Annotated in this window: 12 protein-coding genes and 1 pseudogene; 10 read left to right on the top strand and 3 right to left on the bottom strand. The window is 64.2% G+C overall.

The window, feature by feature from the left end:
* Positions 1 to 11 precede the first annotated feature (11 nt).
* Complete coding sequence (locus KF780_06110; GenBank protein ID MBX3561370.1) at positions 12 to 770, bottom strand: class I SAM-dependent methyltransferase; 759 nt, start codon at positions 768 to 770, stop codon at positions 12 to 14.
* Between the two features lie 91 nt (positions 771 to 861).
* A complete protein-coding gene (locus KF780_06105; protein MBX3561369.1) occupies positions 862 to 2355 on the bottom strand; it encodes an FAD-dependent oxidoreductase in 1494 nt (497 codons plus the stop codon).
* A gap of 310 nt (positions 2356 to 2665) precedes the next feature.
* Here KF780_06105 and KF780_06100 point away from each other — a divergent pair, with 310 nt between their 5' ends.
* From KF780_06100 to uvrA, 5 genes and pseudogenes are all read left to right on the top strand, one after another.
* On the top strand, positions 2666 to 3355 hold the full coding sequence (locus KF780_06100) for a hypothetical protein (protein MBX3561368.1): 690 nt from the start codon (positions 2666 to 2668) through the stop codon (positions 3353 to 3355).
* A 93-nt stretch (positions 3356 to 3448) separates the two neighbouring features.
* Positions 3449 to 4894, top strand: a complete 1446-nt coding sequence (locus KF780_06095; GenBank protein ID MBX3561367.1) for a restriction endonuclease — start codon at positions 3449 to 3451, stop codon at positions 4892 to 4894.
* Positions 4891 to 5049, top strand: a complete 159-nt coding sequence (locus tag KF780_06090; protein ID MBX3561366.1) for a hypothetical protein — start codon at positions 4891 to 4893, stop codon at positions 5047 to 5049. The genes KF780_06095 and KF780_06090 overlap by 4 nt, the downstream gene beginning before the upstream one ends.
* A gap of 104 nt (positions 5050 to 5153) precedes the next feature.
* A complete protein-coding gene (locus KF780_06085) occupies positions 5154 to 7739 on the top strand; it encodes a DUF2235 domain-containing protein (GenBank protein ID MBX3561365.1) in 2586 nt (861 codons plus the stop codon).
* A gap of 137 nt (positions 7740 to 7876) precedes the next feature.
* Positions 7877 to 10852: pseudogene (gene uvrA, locus KF780_06080) on the top strand (excinuclease ABC subunit UvrA).
* Positions 10853 to 11286: 434 nt separating this feature from the next.
* Here the strand turns inward: uvrA and KF780_06075 are convergent.
* Positions 11287 to 13818: a cold shock domain-containing protein gene (locus KF780_06075; protein MBX3561364.1), complete on the bottom strand. Its 2532-nt coding sequence runs from the start codon at positions 13816 to 13818 to the stop codon at positions 11287 to 11289.
* Between the two features lie 383 nt (positions 13819 to 14201).
* On the opposite strand from KF780_06075, the gene KF780_06070 reads away from it, so the two are divergent.
* The 5 genes from KF780_06070 (at position 14202) to KF780_06050 (ending at position 16491) form a co-directional block, all read left to right on the top strand.
* Complete coding sequence (locus KF780_06070; protein MBX3561363.1) at positions 14202 to 15029, top strand: hypothetical protein; 828 nt, start codon at positions 14202 to 14204, stop codon at positions 15027 to 15029.
* 132 nt (positions 15030 to 15161) lie between these two features.
* The gene (locus tag KF780_06065) at positions 15162 to 15539 is read left to right on the top strand and encodes a VOC family protein (protein ID MBX3561362.1); all 378 of its coding nucleotides are present in this window, start codon (positions 15162 to 15164) and stop codon (positions 15537 to 15539) included.
* 185 nt (positions 15540 to 15724) lie between these two features.
* The gene (locus KF780_06060) at positions 15725 to 15907 is read left to right on the top strand and encodes a hypothetical protein (GenBank protein ID MBX3561361.1); all 183 of its coding nucleotides are present in this window, start codon (positions 15725 to 15727) and stop codon (positions 15905 to 15907) included.
* 77 nt (positions 15908 to 15984) lie between these two features.
* Complete coding sequence (locus KF780_06055) at positions 15985 to 16191, top strand: cold-shock protein (protein MBX3561360.1); 207 nt, start codon at positions 15985 to 15987, stop codon at positions 16189 to 16191.
* A gap of 78 nt (positions 16192 to 16269) precedes the next feature.
* Complete coding sequence (locus KF780_06050) at positions 16270 to 16491, top strand: hypothetical protein (protein MBX3561359.1); 222 nt, start codon at positions 16270 to 16272, stop codon at positions 16489 to 16491.
* Positions 16492 to 16771 lie beyond the last annotated feature (280 nt).

Below are 16771 nucleotides of genomic sequence, written 5' to 3'. Positions count from 1 at the left end.
GAAAGCGAGACCTAGGCCGGCTTGCGGAAGCGGTAGACGACGCGGTCGGTGCGGCCCCGGATCGACGGATCGAAGACGTTGACCGAGCGGTCGTCCTGCGGATTGCGGAGCAGGTCGCTTTCGCCGTCGAAGACGAAGCCGGCGCGCTCGAAATCGGCGCGGATCACGGCGGGGTCGATCCGGTGTGTCGCCTCCACCTCGGCCCGCGTCTCGCGGCCCGGCGCGGCGACATGATCGATCACGGCAACGATGCCGCCCGGTTTGGTCGCCGTGAACAGCGCGCGCGTCACGCTGGTCGGATCGATGCGCGGCAAGGCGAATTGCGTGCTCTCCCAATAGGCGTCGTGATAGACGAGGTGGAGCATCACGAAATCGAAGCTGTTCGCGGGGAAGGCGAAATCGGCGCGGGTCGAAGCGGTGAAGGTCGCGTTGGGGCTGCGCGCGTGGATTCCGTCCAGCGCTTCGAGGATGCGGGGGTTGGCGCCGAACGAGTCGGAATTCCAGCCGACGACGCTGCCCTGCGGGCCGACGGCGCGGGCCATGATCTCGGCATAATAGCCACTGCCGGTGAAGTAATCGAGCACCCGGTCGCCGCGCTCCAGCCCGAGCCAGGTCAGCACCTCGGCCGGCCGCCGCACCTCGTCCAGCGCCACCGCCGCCTCGGGCCGTCCCGGTGCGACCACCGCCGCGGCGACATCGGCCGGCGCGGCATGCGCTCCGGCAAGCGGCGACAAGGCGAATGCGAAGGCGACGAGCAGATGCTTGGGCATGGCGAGGGCTCCTTTGCGGTGAGAAGCCCGCTTTAGGCCGCCGGCTCGAGGGCAGGCCAAACCCTTTCGACCAGCGGCGCGCGCGCGTCGATCAATCCGTGCCCGCTTGTGCCATTTCGGTCAGCATTTCCATCGCCCCATGCGCCGAAAGCGCCGCGCCTTCCTGCCAGAAGATGAGGTAGCTCAAATGCTCTCCGGCGAAGACGATCGGGCCCTCGGGACGCAGCAATTCCTCGTAGCGCGCGCCGCGCGGGCCGGCGGCGAGGTCGGGATGTACCGGCCCCACGCCTTCGGACCAGGGCGACAGCGCCCAGGCCACCGTCACCGGCTTGACGAGGTTCCCGCCATGACCCGGATGCATCCGCTCCACCGCCTCCCGGCACATACGGAACCGATCCTCATGGCTCATGTCGGTGAACTCCTGGGGCCGGTTGGGGCCGCTGAGCCCGAGGATATAGGCGGCGATCAGCACGCCCTTCTCCCCGTGCCAGCCGCCGGAGGGATAGATGACATTCTCGTTGGGCTGATCGGTCCAGCCGACCCCGCCGTAAACCCCCTCTTGCTCCCAGAAACGCGCCGACTCGAACGCGACCTTGCCGGTGGGGAAATAGGGGATGTCGCGGATCGCTGCCTGCTTGGCGGCGGAGAAATCGTTCGGGATGCGCTGCAGGAGGTTGAGCGGCAGCGTGCAGACGCAATAGTCCGCGTCGATCGCCCGCCGCCCCGGCCCGTGCAGGATGCGCACCCCTTGGCTCCGCCGGCGGATCTCCAGCACGGGACTGTTCAGCCGCACCCGCGCGCGGACGCGCTCATGGAGCGCATCGGCGATCCGATCCATGCCGCCCACCGGCTGGAACATCGGCGCCTGCTGGTCGAACGCTTCCTCGAAGGCGAGCGGCAGGATCGCGGTGATCGGCAGCGCGGTCAGTTCCGCCAGGCTCAGCGCTTCGGTCGCGCGTCCGGCGGTGCGATAACCGCCCGGCAATTCGTCATAGCCGGATCGGCCGGCGGGGATATAAGCCCCATCCCGGCCGACATTGCCGAACAGCGCGATGAACTGGCGCATCGCGCTCTTCTCGCCCGCGCTCATCTCCTGATCGAGCGCGCCTCGATCGACGGCCTTGGCGAGCAGCTCCGAAAAGCGCCCCCGAAAGTCGTTATGGATCTGGCGGGCGGAGAAGTTGCGTCCGGCATAATGGCAGCGCGCGGCCCGGTTCGCGTTCACCATCACCTCGATCGGCACGCCGAGCGCGCGCGCATAACCGAGGATAACGTGATGGCTGTGCGGAATGCGCGCCGCCCCCGCCTCGAAATGGAGCCCTTCGTCGAACCGGCAGATCTGGTCCTCGCGCCCGGTCTGCACGATCCGGTCGCCGCCGCGCACCGTCCAGACCCGGCCACCGATCCGCTCGCGTGCCTCCAGCACGGTCACGTCCCAGCCGGCCCGGTCCAGCTCGTAGGCCGCCACCAGCCCGGCAATGCCCGCCCCGAGCACGACGACCGAGCGCCCGCGCCCCGATCCGGGCGGCAGGGCGAACGGCCGGGCTGAAGCCGGCGGTGCGTGGATCAGCCCCATCGCCTGCATGCCGAGATAGACGGCGCCAGTGCCGCCGACCGCGCCCAGCCATTCGAGAAATCGCCGCCGTGTCAGCGCCATTCGTCCGATCCCTCCGCCAGCGAACTAAGCCCGAATATCCGATTCAATGACGAACTCATCCACGAACGACCCATAATTGTCGGCGAACGGCATGGACCATGCCAGCATACACGCGCAGGTTGCGGATTTCGCGGGCGACCGGCGTCATCCTTCCGATCGCGGATCAAAGGATATAAAGATGCTGCTGTCCCGAAGAGCCATCCTTGCCTCACCGCTTCTGTTCGCCGCATCGTGCAAGGTGGAGATCGGCACCGATCCGCCGCCGCCGCCAACTCCGCCGCCGCCCGCGCCGGCTACGGTGCGGCTCGATTTCTCCTTCGCGAACGGCCTCGATTCCTGGGAGCCGGCTTATGCCGATTACAGCCTCGGCATGGAGGCTTCGATCGGCTTCGCCTTCGGCCACGAGCGCCTCCCCGCCCCGCTCGACGCGCTGTCCGGCCTCTATCTTTCCGCCGACAACCGCTCCGACGATCTGTTCATGTACATCGTCCGCCGGCTCGACGGCCTGGCCGCGAGCCGGCGTTACCGGGTGGAAACGCAGATCCGGCTGGCGACCAACGTGCCGCCCGGCTGCCCCGGTGCCGGGGGTTCGCCGGGCGAATCCATCTACGTCAAGGCGGGCGCCACGGGCGTTCGGCCGGAGAAAATCGTCCAGGGCAGCTATGTCCGCCCGAATTTCGACAAGGGCAATCAGTCGACAAGCGGTGCCGACGCGGTCGTCATCGGCGATCTGGCGCAAACGACGCCCGCCGGCGGCTGCCTCAACGCCCCCTACCAGACGAAGACCTTGTCGACCGGCACGGCGGGTCCGCTGGTCACGACCGACGCCAGCGGTCAGCTCTGGCTGATCATCGGCACCGATTCCGGCTTCGAAGGCTTCACCAAGCTCTACTGGCTCGATGGCACCGCGATCCTGACCCCGGCCTGACCGGCATTGGGTCCGAAGCGGAGGCGGGATCGGACCAGGTTCCGCTTGCCCCGTCGCGCCCCTTGGCGCCCCTTCGATCGAGGGGGGACGGGCATGGCGAACCGGCTATTCTATGCCGACAATCTGGTCGCGCTGCGCGATCATGTCGCGGACGGCAGCGTCGATCTCGTCTATCTCGATCCGCCGTTCAATTCGAACGCCAATTACAACATCCTCTTCCGCTCGCCCGCCGGCCACGCCGCCGAAAGCCAGATCCAGGCCTTCGAGGACAGCTGGCACTGGAACAACGCGGCCGAGGACGCCTTCGAGCAGGTGATGCGCTCCGGCCGGAGCCGCGCCTTCGATCTGCTCCGCGCGATGCGGGCCTTTCTCGGCGAGAACGACATGATGGCCTATCTCTCGATGATGGCGATCCGCCTGATCGAGCTCCACCGCGTGCTGAAATCCGCCGGCAGCCTCTACCTCCACTGCGATCCCACCGCGTCGCACTATCTGAAGCTCTTGCTCGACGGCGTGTTCGGAAAGGAGAATTTCCGCAACGAGATCATCTGGTGCTATCGCAAGTGGAGCGTCGCGCAGGGGCAATATCCGCGCAATCACGACACGATCCTGTTCTATGCGCGCAAAGAAGGCGCCCAGACCTTCCACACGCTCTACGGCGAGCCGTCGCCCGGCACGATGAAACGCTGGGGCGGCCGCCGGCAGCAGGCGGTGTTCGAAGGCGGCGTGCGCAAGGCCGGCTGCACCGGCGAGGTGGCGCGCTCGCCCATCCCCGACTGGTGGGACATTTCCATTCTCAATCCCAATTCCAAGGAACGGCTGGGCTATCCCACGCAAAAGCCGGTCGCCCTGCTCGAACGGATCATCTCGGCCTCCTCCAACGAAGGCGATCTCGTGCTCGATCCCTTTTGCGGCTGCGGCACCACCATCCACGCGGCCGAGAAGCTCGGACGCCAATGGATCGGCATCGACATCACCCATCTCGCCGTGTCCGCGATCGAGCGGCGGATGAAGGACGCCTTTCCCGGCGTCGCCTTCACCGTCGAGGGCGTGCCGCGCGATCTCGCCTCGGCGCTCGATCTCGCCGCGCGCGACAAATACCAGTTCCAGTGGTGGGCGGTGTCGCTGGTCGATGGCATGCCGCTCGACGGGCGCAAGAAGGGCGCCGACGGTGGGATCGACGGCCTCATCTATTTCAAGCCGGACGGAAAGCGCACCGAAAAGGCGCTGATCTCGGTCAAGGGCGGCCAGAATGTCGGGGTCGGCATGATCCGCGACCTGCACAGTGCCATGGAGCGCGAGCGCGCGCCGCTCGGCATCTTCATCACCGCGCAGGATCCCACCGGCCCGATGCTGCGCGAGGCCGCTGCCGTCGGGCGCTTCACCGACGAGTTCGACCGCGGCTGGCCCCGTCTCCAGATTCTCACTCTCGCCGATCTGTTCCAGGGCAAGCGTCCGCAAATCCCCTGGCCCGACCCTCTGGCCGTGCTCCGCAAGGCCAGGCGCGAGGCGACCGAGAAGCAGGAGAACCTGTTGTGAGGCGTGCGCTCGCCGCCCTGGCCCGCACCTTCGGCTTGTGCTGCGATGCGCTCGCGGTGGCGGCTCTTCTGGCCTGCCTGACGCTGACGACTCTGAACACAACAAGTCAAATTGGCTTGCCTATTTCCGAAATGCGCTTGTTTTCAAATAATTAGCCTATCCATATAATCCTGTCTCCGTTCTTGTACGGAAGACCGCAAAATATTGACGAGCACATGTTTCAAGTCCAACCTTAATTATCTGAGGCGGGGGAAGAAATATGTCGGATGATTCGAAAGATGCCGGCGATTCCCATCCGGTGAAGTCGATTGTTCTTTTCTCCGACGGCACCGGCAACAGCAGCGGCAAATTGTTCAAGACCAATGTCTGGCGGATGTACGAGGCGATCGACCTCGGTCCCGCACCGCCGGGAATGCGCGATCAGATCGCCTATTACGACAATGGCGTGGGGACGAGCGGCTTTCATCCGATCCGGATCGTCCAGGGCGTGTTCGGCTGGGGGCTCAGGCGCAACGCCCTGGAAATCTATCGCTATGTTTGCCGCAATTATCGCCCGGGCGATCAGATCTACGGCTTCGGCTACAGCCGCGGCGCCTTCACGATGCGCCTGGTCATGGACATGATCGCGTCCCAGGGCGTGGTTCCCTATCGCGACGAGCGCCAGCTCGCCCGGGCGGCGCGGGCGGTCTATGCGACCTATCGCAAGTCGGAACCGCTGGGTTGGCGCGCACCGTTGGTGCAGCTGGTGCGCGCCTCGACCCGGCTCGTGACATCAAGCTGGCGTCGCCTGCGCGGCGCGCGGCGCGACGACGCGCCGCCGAACCATCGGCCGGCCATCTGCTTCCTGGGCGTCTGGGACACGGTCGCGGCTTATGGCGGGCCGATCACCGAGGTCACCCGCGCGTTCGACAACTGGGTCTATCCGCTCAGCATCCCGAGCTATCAGCTCCACCCCAATATCGAATGTGCGCGTCACGCGCTGGCGCTGGACGACGAGCGGGACTCCTTCCACCCGCTGCTCTGGGACGAAATTCACGAAGAGGAGCGGGTCGAGCGCAAGGCGGCGCGGCCCGGCCGCATCCAGCAGGTCTGGTTCGCCGGCATGCACGGCGATGTCGGCGGCGGCTATCCGGACGAGAGCCTGAGCTTCGTCTCGCTGCTGTGGATGCTGGAGGAGGCGGAGAAGTGCGGGTTGCGCACGCTCGACATCGTGATCGATCGCTATCGCGCCCTCGTCAACAGCGCCGGCCCGATGCACGACAGCCGCGCCGGCTTCGGCGCTTATTATCGCTATCAGCCGCGCAACACCGCCATCTGGCTGGAAACGGAGGACAAATCCGTATTGAGCCAGCGCGATCCGTCGATCCGGGACGATGCAGGCAATAGGCGCGGCCTGATCCGCGAAGTGAAAGTCCACGAAAGCGTGATCGCGCGGATCGCGAACGGTACCGACAGCTACGCCCCCCTCGTCCTGCCGGACCGGTTCCGGGTCGTCGGCTCGGGCAAATATGGCGAGGCGCGGCAGCAGGACGAAGCGGCGGTCGCGGCGCCGCGAAAAGCCGCCACCACCCTGCTTTCATCGATGGACAAGGCGCTGCTCCCGCGGATCGACCGGAGCGGCATCGTCACCGGCCCTTCGTCAGGCGCGATGCGGCTGTGGGATCTCGTCTGGCAGCGGCGGATTCTCTATTTCATGACCCTGCTCGCCACGATCGCGCTGCTGCTGATCCCCACCTGGGGCCATTGGCAGCCGGCCGACCGAAGCGGGTTCGAGGCGGTGCTGCCGAGCGACGGGCGGGACTGGCTGGCCAACATCGTCCGCCTGCCGATGCCGTTCCTCCCCACTTTCACGCATGGCTGGATCGAGGGGTTCGCGCGCTATCCCGGCCTGTTCTTCGGCCTGTTCTTCGTGATCCTGTTCCTGCTCCGCTATAATGGGCGGCTCGATCAGCGCATCCAGGACGCCGCGCGCGGGCGATGGCATGAGGCCCTGAGCTCCGCCGGGCCGGCGACGGAAGCGCCGGATGCCCCATCCCTGATCCACAAGCTGCGAACCTCCGGCCCGTACCAGCGCGGCCTGTGGCTGCTGAAATGGCATGTCTTCCCGCTGCTGTTCGGCCTCGCCATTCTGCTCGTGGCGCTGTGGATCGCGCTGATCGTCACCACTCAGCTGCGCTTGCCGGCGATGGAAGCCGATCTCGGCCGGTGCCAGACCGGCAATGGCCGGATGCATCAGGCGATCGGCATCCGCCAGGCGGATTTCGAGACCGCGCGGACCTGCAATGCCGAGATCGGCCATGTCGTCCGCGATACGCGCTATGTCGTGACCTTCGACGTGGTCGACGAATGGACCGACGGCGGGCACCGGACCACCCCGCAGGGCGCCAGCGCCGGCATGCTCGGCGTGCCGGGGCTGCTCGGGGCGCCGCTGCGCCGAGTGATCAATGCCAGCTACCTGCAGCCCCTGGTCGCGATCCGCGAAGACCCGTCCGAAGGCACGTGGAGCATCTGGAATTATTTCCGGAGCCCCGTCTACATCCACGCGCTCGAGCTGCGGCCGGTGCCGGACGTGCCGAACCGCTACAGCGGCGAATTCGTGGCCCGGCGCGATGGCGAGCTGTTCCTGTTCGCCAACGACGCGGTGCTGCCTTACCGTCTCGACGCCTTCTATGCGGGCAGATGGGGCGCCAATCGGGGCACGGCCTGCGTCACGATCCGGACCGAGGATGCGACGGACCCGCCCGCTGGCGAAATGGGCCCGATCTGCCTGCGCTTCTCGACCAAGCCGGCCGAGGACGAAGACGGAAGCGCAGCGCCGGACGCGGCGACCGGCCCGGCGCGCTAGCGGACCGCCGCGCCACCGCCGTCACGCCGCGCACCCGCTTGCGTCCACCGCGCCGCGCCCCCATTTCGCCCGCATCCACGTTGACGCCCGGCGCGGGCGCGATTACCACAAGAACAAATCTGGAACAGAGAGCTTTCATGCTGACTCATTTGTCCGTCCGGGGCGCGCGCGAGCACAATCTGAAAAGCGTGGACGTCGACATCCCGCGCGAGACGCTGACGGTGATCACCGGCCTCTCCGGCTCGGGCAAGTCGAGCCTCGCCTTCGACACCATCTATGCCGAGGGGCAGCGCCGCTACGTGGAGTCGCTCTCCGCTTATGCCCGCCAGTTCCTGGAGATGATGCAGAAGCCCGACGTCGATCATATCGAGGGCCTCTCCCCCGCCATCTCGATCGAGCAGAAGACGACCAGCCGCAACCCGCGCTCCACGGTCGCCACCGTCACCGAGATCTACGATTATATGCGCCTGCTCTGGGCGCGCGTCGGCATCCCCTACAGCCCCGCCACCGGCGAGCCGATCAGCGCGCAGACGGTCAGCCAGATGGTCGATCGCACCCTGGCGCTCCCCGAAGGCACCCGCCTCTACCTCCTCGCCCCCGTCGTGCGCGGCCGCAAGGGCGAGTATCGCAAGGAGCTGGCCGAATGGCAGAAGGCCGGCTTCACCCGCGTCCGCATCGACGGCGCCTTTCACGAGATCGACGAGGCCCCGGCCCTCGACAAGAAGTACAAGCACGACATCGAGGTGGTGGTCGATCGCCTGGTCGTCCGCGAAGGGATCGAGACGCGGCTGGCGGATTCGCTGGAGACGGCGCTGAAGCTGGCCGACGGGCTGGTCTATCTCGACCCTGCCGACGGCCCCTCCACCACCGGCTCCGCCGGCGGTCCCCCTCCCCGTTCCGGGGAGGGCCAAGGGGAAGACACGACATCAAATCCTCCCCGGAACGGGGAGGGGGACCAGCCGCAGGCTGGTGGAGGGGTCGAACGCACCGTCCTCTCCGACAACGCCCCCCCCGGCCGCATCACCTTCTCCGAGAAGTTCGCCTGCCCCGTCTCCGGCTTCACCATCGCCGAGATCGAGCCGCGCCTGTTCTCCTTCAACGCACCGCAGGGCGCCTGCCCGGCCTGCGACGGCCTCGGCGAGCGGCAGCTCTTCGATCCCGAGCTGGTCGTCCCCAACGCGGCGCTCAGCATCAAGAAGGGCGCGATCGTGCCCTGGGCCAAATCCAATCCGCCCAGCCCCTATTACATGCAGGTGCTGGCCAGCCTCGCCGCCGAGTTCGGCTTCGCGCTGGACACGCCCTGGCAGGATCTGCCCGCCGAGATCCACGACCTGATCCTGAACGGCTCGAAGGGCCGCCCGGTCACGCTCAAGTTCATCGACGGCCGCAAGTCCTACGAGGTCGTCAAACCGTTCGACGGCGTCATCGGCAATCTCAACCGCCGCCTGCTCCAGACCGAGAGCGCCTGGATGCGCGAGGAGCTGGCCAAGTACCAGACCGCCCAGCCCTGCGAGACCTGCCACGGCGCCCGCCTCCGCCCGGAGCCGCTCGCGGTGAAGATCGCCGGCGAGAACATCTCCCAGGCCACCGCCCGCTCCGTCCGCCACGCCCTCGCCTGGTTCTCCACGCTGGAGGAGAAGCTCACGCCGCAGCAGCGGGAGATCGCCCGCGCCATCCTGAAGGAGATCAACGAGCGGCTCGGCTTCCTCGACAATGTCGGCCTCGACTATCTCGATCTGAACCGCACCTCGGGCACCCTCTCCGGCGGCGAGAGCCAGCGCATCCGCCTCGCCAGCCAGATCGGCTCCGGCCTTTCCGGCGTCCTCTACGTCCTCGACGAGCCGTCGATCGGACTCCACCAGCGCGACAATGACCGCCTGCTCGTCACCCTCAAGCGGCTGCGCGATCTCGGCAACACCGTGCTGGTCGTCGAGCATGACGAGGACGCGATCCGCCAGGCCGATCATGTCATCGACATGGGCCCCGGCGCCGGCGTCCATGGCGGCGAGGTCGTCGCGCAGGGCAAGCTGGAAGACGTGCTCGCCAACGAGAAGTCGCTGACCGCCGATTATCTCACCGGGCGCCGCGCCGTCCCCATCCCGGAAAAGCGCCGCAAGGGCAGCGGCAAGAAGCTCACCCTCTCCGGCGCCACCGCCAACAATCTCAAGGGCGTAACCGCGAGCATCCCGCTCGGCACCTTTACCTGCGTCACCGGCGTCTCCGGCTCGGGCAAGTCGAGCTTCACGATCGACACGCTCTACGCGGCGGCGGCCCGCCACCTCAACGGCGCCCGCCTCGTCGCCGGCCGGCATGAGAAGCTCGAGGGCCTGCAATATCTCGACAAGGTGATCGACATCGATCAGTCGCCGATCGGCCGCACCCCGCGCTCGAACCCGGCGACCTATACCGGCGCCTTCACCCAGATCCGCGACTGGTTCGCCGGCCTGCCGGAGGCGCAGGCGCGCGGCTACAAGCCCGGCCGCTTCTCCTTCAACGTGAAGGGCGGCCGCTGCGAGGCCTGCGCGGGCGATGGCCTGATCAAGATCGAGATGCACTTCCTCCCCGACGTCTACGTCACCTGCGATGTCTGCCACGGCGCGCGCTACAATCGCGAGACGCTGGAGGTGAAGTTCAAGGGCAAGAGCATCGCCGACGTGCTGGACATGACGGTCGAGGACGCCGCCGAGTTCTTCAAGGCCGTCCCCCCCATCCGCGACAAGATGCGGATGCTGGAGGAAGTGGGCCTGGGCTATATCAAGGTCGGCCAGCAGGCGACGACGCTCAGCGGCGGCGAAGCCCAGCGCGTCAAGCTCGCCAAGGAACTCAGCCGCCGCGCCACCGGCCAGACCCTCTACATCCTCGACGAGCCCACCACGGGCCTGCATTTCGAGGATGTGCGCAAGCTACTGGAAGTGCTCCACGCGCTGGTGGAGCAGGGCAACTCGGTGGTGGTGATCGAGCACAATCTCGAGGTCATCAAGACGGCGGACTGGATCATCGATCTTGGCCCGGAGGGGGGGGACAAAGGCGGAGAGATTGTTGCCGAAGGAACACCTGAGCAAGTGTCCCAAGAGCCGCGCTCATACACGGGTCAATATCTCGCCCCGTTGCTCACCGGAAAGAACGCAGTGCCGGTAGCCGACAAAGCACCCGCCAAAGCGCGGCGATCCTCGATGCGTCAGCGAGAGGCCGCTGAGTGACCTTGTCATCAAGCATGTCCTGAGCCTGTCGAAGGGCATGTCCTGAGCGGAGCATCGAGCGAAGTCGAGATGCGTAGTCGAAGGGACGGCCGACTGGATCATCGATCTTGGCCCGGAAGGCGGCGATAAAGGCGGCGAGATTGTCGCTGAGGGGACTCCGGAGGATGTGGCTGGCGTGTCGCGGTCCTATACGGGGCAGTATCTGAAGGACATTCTGGCGAAGTCGGAGTGGGTGGAAGCGGGGCCGGCGATGAAGCTGGGCAAAACGCGGGCACGCGTGCCGAAGCGGGAACGAGAGCCTGCTCAATAAAATCTTAGCGGCTCGCTACTTAGATTTAGGCTTAGACTTAGACTACCCTAAGATTTATCGCTTTCGTGCGGCCTGTCACGTCATCATCGGAAATATCGTATCGCACTCGGCCTCCCTTTTTGAGCCAATCCCAAAGTTCCTCTCCCGCCTCGTTTTCGTGCACGAAGGTTTCCCTGCCGTCATCGGCCCGAAGGAAGCCAAAGGTCTCTTGAAGCCCGGCTTGCTTCAACGTGCCTATGGCTGAACCATATTCAGCGAGATTCTTTGAGTGCGAATTGCGCCGCCACGGTTGTTCAAATTTTGAGCCAATCCAGTCTTCGAGGTCAGCAATCAAGGGCTGATCAATATAGTCTTTGAGTCGCTTAAGAGATGGAATTACGTCTAACAGATGCTGGACCATGCGATCGTCAAAAATAGCCAAATCTAGGCCATAAACGTAATACGCCAAGTCTTTGACGGTAGCTGCCGCACTTTCCCAATCACGTGCGTGCATTCTATGGATTGTCTTTCTAACATAGAGTTGAATGCGAACGTCTGTATATACGACCTTGTCCTTGTAAGATCGGAACTGAAGCTGCTTGACGGACTCAAGAAGAGTCTCGGCGCCCTCAAAATCACACATCGAGAGGCAATTTCGCGCTGCTTCTCTGTAAGGGGGTAGCGCCTCAGGATCGAGCTTAATAGCGGTTGCAAAATGCTCGCGGGCACGTTCGCTATCCAATGCTCGCATGAGTAGGCAGCCATAAAAGAAATGCAGTTGAGGTTCCTCCGGCGCCAATTCCAACGCCGATTCGTAAGCAGTCTCTGCAGCAACACTATCGCCTTCTAAGAATGAGATGTATCCCTGCGCTCTATACACCTCAAAGTAACCAGGATCGGTGATTCGCAGCGCTTTGAGGCGATCATTGGCTGACTCAAAATCTCCATTGAGCGCCTCACAGACGGCTTGATTCAGTTTGCCGGCAGCCAACATTTCAGCAGGTGACCGCACCTTAAAGCTCTTCAGGCTATAAGGATTATAGCTTGCTTGGCCTCGAGCAGAGCGGAATTGCGCTTCGACCCTATGATAACGACTTCGAATTTCGGCGGACAGTTCCGGCTTTGGAGCTATCACTCGGACTGTATAAGCCCGCGCAAATGGTCGAAGCCGATAAAGCTGCTCGGAAGCCTGAGATGCCACCAAATCGACTAGTCCAAATTGGCACAGCTCGTTCAATGCAGCCTCAACCTCCGCAGCATTGAGTTCCGTGACATACTCTAAAATTTGGGCTGACAAAGGCACGGAAATAGTGGCCAAAGCCGTGAGCGAGGCTTTCGCCTGCGCACCCAAGCGACCTACCACATTTTCAAGGCAGAACCGTAAGGCAACTTCGGGATTGGCTACAATTTTATCGGGGTTTGCGCCGCTTTTAACGCCGAGAACGAACCACTTAATCAAGAGCGGCTTGTTGTGTAAACGCTTCAAATATCGCAACAATCCCGGATCATCTCTAGATTTCAGACTTTTAACGGAATATGCGTCAAGTAATCTTCTAATATAGATGATAGAATCCTTGTCAGATAACTCCCCGACCGTCACGGAAAGGTCGCCGCCTAAAGGAACTCTAGACGTTATTAGAAGCTTACTTTCTCCAGGCACATCAGTTGCTATCTTTTTTATTTCATCTCCTTGAATAGTCTCAAGATTATCTATCACAAGTAAGATCTTGTTATTTTCTAGAAGCCGATAAAGTCTATCGAACGAATCTCCCTCGCCGGGCTCTAGGAAGGATGCTTGATCTACAATCGCTAATGCTTGGACTACGTCGTCTCCAATTTTTCGTACGCCCTCAGCAGTCAGCATAGAGCTTTTTGCAGTCACCCAAATTATAGCTTCGAACGGGTGATCATTCGTGTTGACGAGGCCATACAGGGTTTGCAGCGCTAGGGCGGTCTTTCCGTTTCCGCCCTCACCAAGGATCGTTATCACCGGATGCCTACCCAAGATGCGTTTGCGAAGTTCCCGCTCCAATTCGGGTCGTGGCAAAAAGCCTGTATCATCGTGCTCGGGTGTAGGTAGATTATGGAGCACCTGAGTATCCTCAGGATCATCTAGAAATTCAATAGATTTTGATGTGAATGATACTGGGTCTTTAGAAAATTCATTGTAGTTATCGGCCAGCATCGGCCAGTATGCTTTTGCTTTCAAAAGTGATTGAGCAAATGAAAAGCCTAATGAATATTCTTCAATCGTCAGCGGTCGAGCGTGCATCACACTATTTCTAATTGGAATGATGCTCTTAAAAGCGTTGGCGATCCCCGAAAAATAGGTACGATCCGCTTGAGCCATATCTGCCTTGTGCCGAAGCAGAACGTCATATTTTTCGGCCATATCGAGGCCTTGGAGGAGATCGGTTGTCGTCGCCTCCCCATGGGGCTCCATTCGAGCTAATACTCGACGGCCTGCTTTCTCCCGTTCGACATCAGTCAAAGTGACTTGCTCGCTCGGGAGGGCCCTGATGTGTCTGACTAAGTCTTGCTCAATGGAATCGAACAACAAGAAGAGTGCGACTCGTTGGTAGCTGGCCATTGTTTCCCCCTTCGCGTTGTTTTTGCAGCGTCTAACGAAGCGCGCAAGGAGCCATGGCCCGCCGCTCCCCCCTTACCACCGGCCACCTCTACCGCTTCTGGAGTTTCGGGGACAGGGAGTTCCGGGGACAGTATATCTAATTCCCCATGGTCACGCGGGCGTGACCCGCGTCTTTCCGGCAATGCCTGACTCCAATCATTTCACGCAAAAACGTGAAGGCGCAAAGAGTCCGAGCGAGGCACAGACCGCCGCACCTACCCGCCCCCTTCGCGTGATACAAAGGACCGAAGGCCCATCCTTTCCTTCTCCGCACCTCCGCGCCTCCGCGTCTCCGCGCGAACCCCCCCTTGCAATGTAGGATTTCCTCTGTCCTACGCTCGTCGATGAGCAGGAAACGCAAACGCCCCCTCGAACCCGGCGACCTCTTCCATGATCCGGAGACCGGCGCCTCCATGGAGATCAACGAGCACGGGGAGGCCGTCCCGTTCGTGCCCATCCCCTGGGATCCCTTCCCGTCCGATCCGCCGCCCCGCTCGCTCGCGCACATCCCTCGCCGCGCCGATGGCAGCGTCTCGCCTTTCTACACGCTCGATCAGGACGAACTGGAGCGGCTGGGGCAGGACACGCCGCGCCGCGACGCGTGCCGGGCGCGGCATGACGGGTGGACGCTGGAGCGGCAGCAGCTGTTCATCGAAACGCTCGCCGCCACCGCCTCGGTCAGCGAATCGTGCCGCTATGTCGGCCTGTCGCGGCAGAGCGCGCACAAGCTTTATCAGCGCTCGCCCCAGTTCCGCGCCGCGTGGGACGAGGCGCTGAAGGCCGCCGTCGGCGTGCTCGCCGCCACCGCCTTCGATCGCGCCGTCAACGGCACGCAGGAACAGGTCTGGCATGACGGCCGCATGGTCGGCTTCCGCGAGAAGCATCATGACCGGCTGCTCCTCTATCTGCTGCGCGTGCGCGATCCGCTGAATTATGCGCCGCTCGACGATCTGGTCGGCTGGCAGCATCGCCGCGCGGTGGAGGATCGCTCCGGCGGCATCGTCCCGGTGCTCGATCGCCTCGCCGAGGCCGAGCGCGCCTGGGCCGAAGCCGAATCCCCGCCGCCCCAGCTCGCCGCGCCCGTGGACCGGCTGGAAGGCGCCCGCCCGGACCCGCGCGACACCGCCGATAACGCCGAAGCCGACCCGCCAGAACACCCCCTCACCCTGTAAACTTTGTCAACTTCTCAGAGAGGCGAGCCGGCCGCCGTCCCTCCTTCACACCCGTCCGTCGCGCCCCGTTGAACCCCGTGCCCGCCCGTCGGTTTGAGCCTCGTCATCCGCCCGATTCGAAGGGAAAGCCCGATGCTCAAGGACCATGATTCCTCCGCCATCCTCGCCGTCGCGGACCTCGATCGCGCCCGCGCCTTCTATGGCGACGTGCTGGGACTGGAGCTGGACGAGGCGGGCGCCGAGGAGGGCGTTCTGGTCTATCGGACGGGCGCCACCCGGCTCGTCGTCTATGCCTCCGCTCATGCCGGCACGAACCGGGCCAATGCCGTGGTCTGGGGCGTGGGCGGCGATCTCGACGCGATCGTCGCCGCGCTGGAGGCGAAGGGCGCCGCCTTCGAACATTATCCCGATCTCGGCCGCCTGGAAGGCAATGTGCATGTCGCCGGGGGTGCCAAACTGGTCTGGCTGAAGGACCCGGACGGCAACATCCTCCACCTCAACAGCATGTGACGCCCCGCCCTTGCGCCCCGAAACCGCGCCTTTCCGCCGGATTCGCCCTTCGGCCTGTTCCATGCTAGGCTACACGCATCGCCGGCCTCCATTCTTCCGTGAGCCTGCCGGCGCCTGAGAGACAGGACGGGCGCCTTTTCCCCGTCGTCGACATGCTCCCGCTTGCACGACCCAGGGAGCCCGATATGGACATCGAACATTTCATCCAGCGCGAGAACGAGGAGCGTCAGCGCGCCGCCGAAGCCGCGTCCGAATCCGCCCGTGCGGCGCATGCGGAGCTGGCCGATCTCTACCGCGACCGGATCACCGACGCGGGCGCCGCGCGCCACCCGGCGGACGATCGCGCCGTGCAGCCTTCCGCCGCCTGATCCGGGCCGCTATCACCGAACACATCAAGGGGCCTGCCAATCCCGGTTTCGCCCCGCCAGAAAGGACATGTGTAGAAATGCCGATAGGAACAGTGAAATTCTTCAATGCCCAGAAGGGCTACGGCTTCATCGCGCCGGAGGATGGCGGCAATGACGCCTTCGTCCATATCAGCGCGGTCGAAAAGGCCGGCATGACCACGCTCAACCAGGATCAGCGCGTCTCCTACGAGCTGGAGCAGGATCGCCGCGGCAAGACCAGCGCCGTCAATCTCCAGAGCGCCTGAGCGGCACGCGCCGCCCTTCGGTCCGTCCGGCGGCGCCGGACGGACCGGGGAACCGTCTTCGAAGGAGCAGCCGAGCCGATGTCCACCAATGCCGATTTCTACCGTGCCCGCGCCGCCGAGGCGCGCCGCGATGCCGCCGCGAGCGCGCTCGCCAATGTCCGCGATCGCTGCCTGCGCGCCGCCGCGGCCTGGGAGGTGATGGCCGATCGCGCCAACCGCACCGATCGCCTCCGCGCCGAACAGGAATCCCGCAAGGCCGCGCAAGCCGCCGAACCCGTCCCGGAGCTCGCCGCCAGCTGACGCGCGCCGCGCCGCCGCGGCATCGCCTCGCCCCGCCGTTGCTGCTATGAAGCGGCCGCGTCCTGCGACGCGCAAGGGGCTTGCGCCATGCGAACGGCTATTTTCCTCGTCGCCATTCCGTTGCTCGCCGGCTGCGATCGGCTCGACCGCATGGTCAGCGTGGACGAATGTGCCGATTTCTACCGCTACAGCCGCGATGAGCAGATCGACGAGAACGGGCTGCGGGCCGCCGGTCCGCCCCGAGCAGTTCGATCTCGTGCCCGGACGGATCTACGATCTG

The organism is Sphingomonas sp., from assembly GCA_019635535.1.
Lineage (GTDB): Bacteria > Pseudomonadota > Alphaproteobacteria > Sphingomonadales > Sphingomonadaceae > Allosphingosinicella.
Note: the sequence above shows the minus strand (reverse complement) of the source record. Positions and strands in the feature narration are given on the sequence as shown.

Bases quoted from the DNA above. Each gene is read 5' to 3' on its own strand.
- KF780_06110 (MBX3561370.1), bottom strand. From the start codon at position 770: ATGCCCAAGCATCTGCTCGTCGCCTTCGCATTCGCCTTGTCGCCGCTT.
- KF780_06105 (MBX3561369.1), bottom strand. From the start codon at position 2,355: ATGCAGGCGATGGGGCTGATCCACGCACCGCCGGCTTCAGCCCGGCCG.
- KF780_06095 (MBX3561367.1), top strand. From the start codon at position 3,449: ATGGCGAACCGGCTATTCTATGCCGACAATCTGGTCGCGCTGCGCGAT.
- KF780_06085 (MBX3561365.1), top strand. From the start codon at position 5,154: ATGTCGGATGATTCGAAAGATGCCGGCGATTCCCATCCGGTGAAGTCG.
- KF780_06075 (MBX3561364.1), bottom strand. From the start codon at position 13,818: ATGGCCAGCTACCAACGAGTCGCACTCTTCTTGTTGTTCGATTCCATT.
- KF780_06070 (MBX3561363.1), top strand. From the start codon at position 14,202: ATGAGCAGGAAACGCAAACGCCCCCTCGAACCCGGCGACCTCTTCCAT.
- KF780_06065 (MBX3561362.1), top strand. From the start codon at position 15,162: ATGCTCAAGGACCATGATTCCTCCGCCATCCTCGCCGTCGCGGACCTC.
- KF780_06060 (MBX3561361.1), top strand. From the start codon at position 15,725: ATGGACATCGAACATTTCATCCAGCGCGAGAACGAGGAGCGTCAGCGC.
- KF780_06055 (MBX3561360.1), top strand. From the start codon at position 15,985: ATGCCGATAGGAACAGTGAAATTCTTCAATGCCCAGAAGGGCTACGGC.
- KF780_06050 (MBX3561359.1), top strand. From the start codon at position 16,270: ATGTCCACCAATGCCGATTTCTACCGTGCCCGCGCCGCCGAGGCGCGC.